We start from the raw sequence: 7,096 nt of genomic DNA, 5'->3' as shown, positions 1-7,096 counted from the left end.
TACCAATCGTGTTAAGTTACTGACCATTTATAGCGACAGATAAATACAGTGATAACAAGGCGTAAATTTTGACATGTAGTTGTTCTACTTGAAAAAATTATAACGCAGTTAGCGCTTTATTTAGCGCGCTAGAATGATTAAATATTTAAGTCGATTGGTATTAAAATTAGCATCACCTCAAGTATAGCGCTGTAGCGCACAGACGAAAAACGACGGTTAGTCCAAGTTATCAATAACTATTACGTTCTTTGATATATGGATTTATCCATTGGAGGCCTGAGTGACTGCAACGTGCACGTCAGTAGGCCTGTTGTTTGGCGAAACACTCAATATTGCTGATAAAGCGATATTGAGTGTTTATTTTCCAGTGATGGGGTGGAGAGTTTTGGTCTGATGGTTATTTTGCAAATACGGTAGGAAAACATGGTGACGGATCAATGATAAGAAAGTATGTGAAAAACTAAGGAAATAATTATGACCAACTCCATTTGGATCATCAGTTAGCTATGTTCTAACCAAATACCCCGCTCACGAAGTGAGTACTGCGTTAGCAGAAGGGCTTGCCCGGGGATGTTTATTAAATTGTTAGTCAGTCCATAGTTACAATAGTAGGGGCTACCTCAGTAAACTATAGGCCGCAGGTAAACTAGTTATTACTTTCTTTGTTATGTTCTTCACGTACAGCTTGTAATTCGTCAACGAGCTGTTGGGCTTTTTGCTTGGTTTTCTCTGTTAATTCACCTGCTGCTTCTTTACTTTCAATCCAGGCATCAAGGGCAACTTCTTTGCCATCATCATACATATCAAGACCAAGTTTTTTACTTTCTTGTAGTAGCTCATCAAGTGAATCACCTTTAAATTGATTGCTGGTTTCTTTTACGTCATCCCATGCATCATTAAGTGCTTTTTTAACCTCAGTTTTAGCTTCTGCGGCATCTTTTTTTGCTTCGCTGGCATCTTCACAACCGGTTAGTGCTACACAGCCTAATAAAACTAAACTTGCTAATTTGTTCATATTTGTTCCTTTGTATAATAATGATGTCCCGAGGAATATTTCCTCTGGTACAGTATTGATGGCAATCTTAAAACAAGCAATATACAGGCTCGAAAATGAATATACCTCGAACAGCACGACTTAATTTTAAATTAATGGATGAAAATGACAGTGCGCTACTGTTTGAACTCGATAACGACCCACAGGTTATGGAGTACCTTACTCGTGGCAAGACGACGACCATAAGTACCATCAAAGACGTTTTTATTCCGCGCATGCAAGCCTACCGCAATCCACAACAGGGCTGGGGGCTTTGGCAAGTTAACCTTAATGATAATGACAGTTTTATTGGTTGGATATTAATTCGGCCAATGGGTTTTTTTACTGCAAAGCCTGATTTTAGTGATATTGAAATTGGCTGGCGCTTTAAACGTACAAGTTGGGGTAAAGGTTACGCCAGTGAAGCCGCGCAAGCCGTTGCCGATGTGATCACCGCCAATGTTGAGATCAAGGCACTTAGCGCCACTGCACTAAAAGACAATAACGGCTCGATTAAAGTGATGGAAAAGCTGGGTCTGCAGTTTATTGAACACTATACCTATAGCGACGAGTTCGGCGAGTTACCAGCCGTGTTATATCGAAAATTTGTGTAAAGTTATTCATTGTAGTTTGACCCTTGTTAACTGAATGTGTATTAATGGGGTTAATAAAATAATCAAAAAATAAAATCAACAAGGAATTAAATATGTTTGCTGGTGTAAAACATTTACTGATTTTTAGTGTCGTTGTAATGCAGTTACACATAACTGCATTGGCAGCTAGTGGAAAAACAGCCCAAGCGGCAGTGGCTATGCCCGATAGTTACAGTAGTGACGTAGCAAGAGCCATTTTGGAGCTGGGCGGTAACGCGGTTGATGCAGCCATTGCTGCGCAATTTGTATTAGCCGTTACTTTGCCTGAAGCGGGAAACATTGGCGGTGGTGGTTTTATGCTGATCCAAAAAGACGGGCAAGGCGACTTTATAGATTACCGCGAAACAGCTCCAATTGCCGCCCATCGCGATATGTATTTGGATGACAAAGGTAATGTGGTTGCAAATAAATCGATATACGGCATTTACGCCAGTGGTGTACCCGGTAGTGTGGCGGGTATGTGGCTTGCTCATCAAAAACACGGCACACTTGATTGGAAAATCCTTGTTGAGCCTGCAGTAACGTTAGCCGAACAGGGTTTTATTGTTCACCCGAAATTAGCCAGCAGTATTGAGCGCTACATTGCCCGCATGGCTAAAAAAGACGTAACAATTAACTTTGCTGATTATTTTGCCAGCGCTAAAGCTAATCAAAACTTTAAGCAACCTGAGCTTGCAACCACGTTAAAACGTATTCGCGAGCAAGGTAAGGCAGGATTTTATGAAGGAGAAACGGCTAAAATCATTGCCGATTTTATGGCTGAACATGGCGGGATCATTACGCAAGCGGATTTAAAAGCCTATCAAGCAAAATCACGTACCCCAATGAAAGCAGCTTGGAACGGTTACCAAGTACTTACATCACCACCACCAAGCTCCGGCGGTATTGCAATAATACAATGGTTAAAAATGTACGAGCTGACTAAACCCAAAGCAGGGCTTGAGCACAACTCCACAGCATATATTCATTTATTAGCAGAAATTGGCAAACGCGTATTTGCTGATAGAGCAGAGTACTTAGGTGATCCAGACTTTTTTGATGTGCCAAAGAGCGAACTAATCGCCATGGATTATCTTAAAAAGCGCAGTAGCAGCATCACACTCGATAAAATATCGACGACTGAAAACATTAAACCTGGGTTATATGAAAGCGAACAAACCACGCATTTTTCTATAGTTGATAAATGGGGTAATGCAGTATCGAATACCACCACCATTAATTTAGGTTATGGCAGTGGTGTAGTCGTTGCTGGCGCGGGCTTTTTGCTTAACGATGAAATGGATGACTTTAGTGCCAAACCAGGGGTGATGAATGTATTTGGCGCGCTCGGTGGTAAAGCCAATGAAATCCAGCCGCATAAGCGTATGCTTAGCTCAATGACGCCAACTATCTTACTCAAAGGCAATAAAGTTAAAATGGTCACCGGCTCACCGGGCGGCACCACCATAATAAGCTCGGTGTACGAATCTATTTTAAATGCGGTTGAATTTAATATGAGCGCCGATGAAGTGGTAAATAGCCCGCGTTTTCATCATCAACTTTGGCCTAAAAATGTCATACGTCATCATGCAGGTTTAGATGCAAACGTTGTTAAAGCACTAGAGAAAATGGGCTACACCTTAGACGAGCGCCATTTTGGTGATATGCATGTGATCATCGAACGTGATGGCAAACTAGATGCCGGCTCAGAAGCGTCAGGGCGCGGTAAGGCGATGGTGTTTTGATCGCAGCTTTAAGCGGTAAGTCATAAGTTGTAAGATTGCTTGGTGTTAAATTAAGCGATTGTAGTTGGGGTGAGGGTAACGAAGCCCAATTACAAAAAGGTTTCAGGGGCTAGGTAACTAGGTGCTAGGGGAGTGTGTTGTAGGCGCGAGTTTATCTCGGGCAGTACGCAGTTTAATGAAATTGGCTGTCAGCGAACGACTCGCCATAGCATTTGGTATCACCAGCACCAAAAGTAGGCGCTTGGCAGCGAAGGCCCTTGTCGAAGCTAAAAAACAAAAGGAATTAACATTGCGCTAGGCAATGACTATTTAGCTTCACAAGGTTAAGCGTCATTGAGATCTTTGGATCAATATTCATTACGGGAGATGAACCGCCCATAGCACTTCCTGTTAATAAAAGTGCATGATGGGTGGTGTGGGGGCTGGAGGTTAGAGACCTCCGGCTACCCGATTATTTTTTATGGCACTGCAAAGTTTACTGCGTGGACATTGGTTAAATTAATTTGTTGTTTTGCATGCCACAGATCGTAGTTATCTTGCATTGCTAACCAACTCTCAGGAGTTCTGCCAATGGCTTTAGATAAGCGAAGTGCCATTTCTGGTGAGATTGCACTTTGACCTTTTAGAACTCTATTTAATGTAGACGATGCTACATCTAGTTGTTTAGCTAAATAACGGCAACTAAAGCCTGCAGGCTCTAGGTAAACGTCATAGATAAACTCTCCTGGGTGTGGTGGATTATGCATAGTCATTAGTGATAGTCCTCATAATTGAGAATGTATGCATTACCATCGATAAACTCAAAAGTAATGCGCCAGTTACCATTTACAGTAATAGACCAAATCCCGTCACGATCCCCTTTGAGAGGGTGCAATTTAAAACCGGGTAAATTGATATCATCAATTTCTTGTGCGGTATCTATTGCTGCAAGTTGCATGCGCAATTTGCGTTGATGTTTGGCCTGAATTCCAGCAACACTTCCTGTTTGGAAGTATTTCTTGAGGCCTTTATGTTTGAAAGATTTAATCATGGCACAAGTATAGCGCGATGCGCATCACTCGTCGATAAAAATATCGCCCAATTAAGCGGATGAAAACAGTGGGCTAAAATGTGGAACGAAGCGAAACTAACTGTTTTTTGTTCTTGTTTAACAGCTTGTTATACGTTTTATACAAATCGTGCAAGCATTCATTTTCTATGTCGTTAAGCAGTGTGTCACCGTGCGTTAACTTTAGGTTGTTAGAGTCACCTGTATCAAAAATTGACCTGACACCATCGAGTACACAAAGGAAACCAAAAACAGATTCATTTACAGCATCAGATATAATACTTTTTACCATATCTTTATCCGAGTCACTTAAGGAATTAAACCAAGCCTCCTGAAACGTATAACGAGCTTGTAGAATAACCCGTTTTTAATTTATTTTTATTGATGCATTAACCATAGCCGAGTTCCTATTCTGATTCAATCGACAACTGACTTTTACGTAAAATATAAAAAGAGCATTTGCTGTTGCTTTAATGGGCGTTTTGGAATGTATGACAGGTGTTTAAGTGGCTTATTTGATGAGGTAGCAGCTTACCTTTATTAATGCATCGTGTTTTACGCATGCTAATATTAGCCTTTAAGATAATCCTCATTTACTTCTCATTCTCTGCTCTTTGTGCAAAAAATCTTTTATTGAATTATTCATAAAGAGGTTCAGAGACGCTGCGCATTAGAGTAATAGATTAGCTTCATCTACTCGATGCCTCGTAAAACATAACGCTTTGCCAATGGGCAAATGCGAACGTTGTTGGGCGAAGCCCAGTGAGTATTTGTCCCAGCCGCGTTGTTTGCGGCGATTTTGGGCAACTTGTTAAGCCTCATTTTCTAACAAGTTCCTTAATGCTTTTTACAACCAAATCACGGTCTGCGATGTGCAGATGATGCTTTTCTGATTCCGAATAGATAATTCGGCTATTTGTAGATAAACTTTTAAAGTAACTCTCTGCATTTGCATATAGGGAGTCCATTGACTTCGCGATTTCCTCGGGAACAAAAGGAGGGTCATAACGCTCTTCGGTCTGTTTTGAACGTAAAATTATAATTGGCTTATCACCGAATTTAGCTGCTTCAGATAGAATTTTGTAGCTTTTCATATGATCTACGTTTTCAGGAACTCTTTCAAACATTGGATCATGAACACTTTGCTCAAAATTATAAAAACGCTCCAATTTTTCATTGTTTGTTTTAAAGTTTTCAGGCCACCTTGTACCCATAGTGTAAAAGTAGCCTAAAGGAGGTGGATCAATCAGCACAGCCCCCATAACCTCTTGTGGATATAGGTTATTGAATGCCGTAATGATATAAGATGCATATGAGCCACCAGTAAAGTAATACGGCATTTTAACACCGGCTACTTGAAGCAGTTTTTTTAGCCTTTTAGCCATATCATCGACGGTGAAAGGCACGGGACCTTTTTCACTTTTTCCAAGACCTGATCGATCATATAAACAAATACTGAAATCATTTTTCAATTGTTTAATATTCTCCAACCAAACCCCATCAGAACCAGAACGACCGAAGCCTTGCTCAACTATTAATTGAGGCTTGTCATTTTCGTAGCACTCAAGATACAACTTAAACCCACCAACATCATATAGTCCTGACGTTGTTGGTTGTAACTCTTGCTCTGTACCTGGTGCACCAAAGCTAATAAAAATTGAGAATAACCATATAATTGATTTCATTTAGACTCCATTCCCTCGATGAGGCATAACTTCGGCATGACACGATTGTGTACGCCCGACATGGGCATTGACTTATGAGGTGAAAGTCCTCTGTAGGAAGATCACCGTTTAAATAACACGCTATTATTAAACGATAGACACTCGCGAATGGCAAGGGCTAAATCGCGAGAGATAGTCTGGAGGAAGCAGCTAGCATTCTTTATGATAAATAAATGTGAGCTGATGAGAAAAAACATCATATGAGGCGTAGGCTGGAGACGAGCTAGCACAAGATAGCGAAGTCATGCGATCTAACGGCCACCGTAAATGATGCAGTTGTGCAGAGAAAGTCGATGCACCTGTTCTTTATAGGTAAAAAAGGGGGAGATCTGATAAACACGCATTCGCGCTAACGCTTGGAGGAGGGTCAGTGAACGACTCGCCATAGCCTGTGGAATTACCAGTACCAAAAGTAGGCGCTTGGAAGCGAAGGCCCTTGTCGAAGCTCAAAACAAAAGGAATTAACATTGCGCTAGGTAATGACTATTTAGCGTCACAAGGTTTAGTGTCATTGAGAGATATTTGGATCAATATTGATAACGGGAGATGAACCGCCCATAGAAGGATGCTAAGAAGACCCCCATCTTATGATTTGCAATGTATCAGTTACGATGCTAAGAAGACACCCATCTTATGATTTGCAATGTATCAGTTACGTACTAATTTTATTATTAGCACAATAAATGAGCAGGTTGTCACATGGCTATTGCGAGAAAGCGTCAGATAAGTTTGGCTGATACAAAGTACTATCATTGTATTTCTAGGTGCGTACGTCGAGCCTATCTATGCGGCGAAGATCGTTTTACTGGCCAATCATATGAGCATCGCAGGTGTTGGGTTGAAGAGAAGCTATTGGCTCTTTCTAACGTGTTTTGTATTGATGTTTGCGCATATGCAGTGATGAGTAATCATAC

General features: G+C 41.0%; 6 protein-coding genes and 2 pseudogenes. 4 read left to right on the top strand and 4 right to left on the bottom strand.

Annotated features, from left to right (window positions below; all coding sequences use genetic code 11):
- Nucleotides 1–371: 371 nt before the first annotated feature.
- Nucleotides 372–464 (top strand): annotated as a pseudogene (locus tag H5154_RS22040) (transposase); the annotation flags it as partial.
- Nucleotides 465–646: 182 nt separating this feature from the next.
- Here the strand turns inward: H5154_RS22040 and H5154_RS22035 are convergent.
- Nucleotides 647–1,015, bottom strand: a complete 369-nt coding sequence (locus H5154_RS22035) for a hypothetical protein (RefSeq protein ID WP_182719631.1) — start codon at nucleotides 1,013–1,015, stop codon at nucleotides 647–649.
- Nucleotides 1,016–1,110: 95 nt separating this feature from the next.
- On the opposite strand from H5154_RS22035, the gene H5154_RS22030 reads away from it, so the two are divergent.
- Nucleotides 1,111–1,647, top strand: a complete 537-nt coding sequence (locus H5154_RS22030) for a GNAT family N-acetyltransferase (RefSeq protein ID WP_182719630.1) — start codon at nucleotides 1,111–1,113, stop codon at nucleotides 1,645–1,647.
- A 92-nt stretch (nucleotides 1,648–1,739) separates the two neighbouring features.
- Complete coding sequence (gene ggt, locus H5154_RS22025) at nucleotides 1,740–3,410, top strand: gamma-glutamyltransferase (RefSeq protein WP_182719629.1); 1,671 nt, start codon at nucleotides 1,740–1,742, stop codon at nucleotides 3,408–3,410.
- Between the two features lie 458 nt (nucleotides 3,411–3,868).
- On the opposite strand, the gene H5154_RS22020 is transcribed toward ggt, so the two are convergent.
- The 3 genes from H5154_RS22020 to H5154_RS22010 form a co-directional block, all read right to left on the bottom strand.
- Entirely contained in the window at nucleotides 3,869–4,162 is a 294-nt protein-coding gene (locus H5154_RS22020; protein WP_182719628.1) for a HigA family addiction module antitoxin, read from the bottom strand.
- Complete coding sequence (locus tag H5154_RS22015) at nucleotides 4,162–4,440, bottom strand: type II toxin-antitoxin system RelE/ParE family toxin (protein ID WP_054205928.1); 279 nt, start codon at nucleotides 4,438–4,440, stop codon at nucleotides 4,162–4,164. Before H5154_RS22015 ends, H5154_RS22020 begins: the two co-directional genes overlap by 1 nt.
- An 836-nt stretch (nucleotides 4,441–5,276) precedes the next feature.
- Entirely contained in the window at nucleotides 5,277–6,143 is an 867-nt protein-coding gene (locus H5154_RS22010) for an alpha/beta fold hydrolase (protein ID WP_182719627.1), read from the bottom strand.
- A 738-nt stretch (nucleotides 6,144–6,881) separates the two neighbouring features.
- On the opposite strand from H5154_RS22010, the pseudogene H5154_RS22005 reads away from it, so the two are divergent.
- Nucleotides 6,882–7,096 (top strand): annotated as a pseudogene (locus tag H5154_RS22005) (transposase); the annotation flags it as partial.

Origin of the sequence: Pseudoalteromonas sp. SR44-5 (assembly GCF_014163675.1) — a bacterium.
In the GTDB taxonomy this organism is placed as follows: Bacteria; Pseudomonadota; Gammaproteobacteria; order Enterobacterales; family Alteromonadaceae; genus Pseudoalteromonas; species Pseudoalteromonas rhizosphaerae.
The sequence above is the reverse complement of the archived record's forward strand: the minus strand, read 5'-3'. Positions and strand labels throughout refer to the sequence as shown.

Bases quoted from the DNA above. Each gene is read 5' to 3' on its own strand.
- H5154_RS22035 (WP_182719631.1), bottom strand. From the start codon at position 1,015: ATGAACAAATTAGCAAGTTTAGTTTTATTAGGCTGTGTAGCACTAACC.
- H5154_RS22010 (WP_182719627.1), bottom strand. From the start codon at position 6,143: ATGAAATCAATTATATGGTTATTCTCAATTTTTATTAGCTTTGGTGCA.
- H5154_RS22015 (WP_054205928.1), bottom strand. From the start codon at position 4,440: ATGATTAAATCTTTCAAACATAAAGGCCTCAAGAAATACTTCCAAACA.
- H5154_RS22030 (WP_182719630.1), top strand. From the start codon at position 1,111: ATGAATATACCTCGAACAGCACGACTTAATTTTAAATTAATGGATGAA.
- ggt (WP_182719629.1), top strand. From the start codon at position 1,740: ATGTTTGCTGGTGTAAAACATTTACTGATTTTTAGTGTCGTTGTAATG.
- H5154_RS22020 (WP_182719628.1), bottom strand. From the start codon at position 4,162: ATGACTATGCATAATCCACCACACCCAGGAGAGTTTATCTATGACGTT.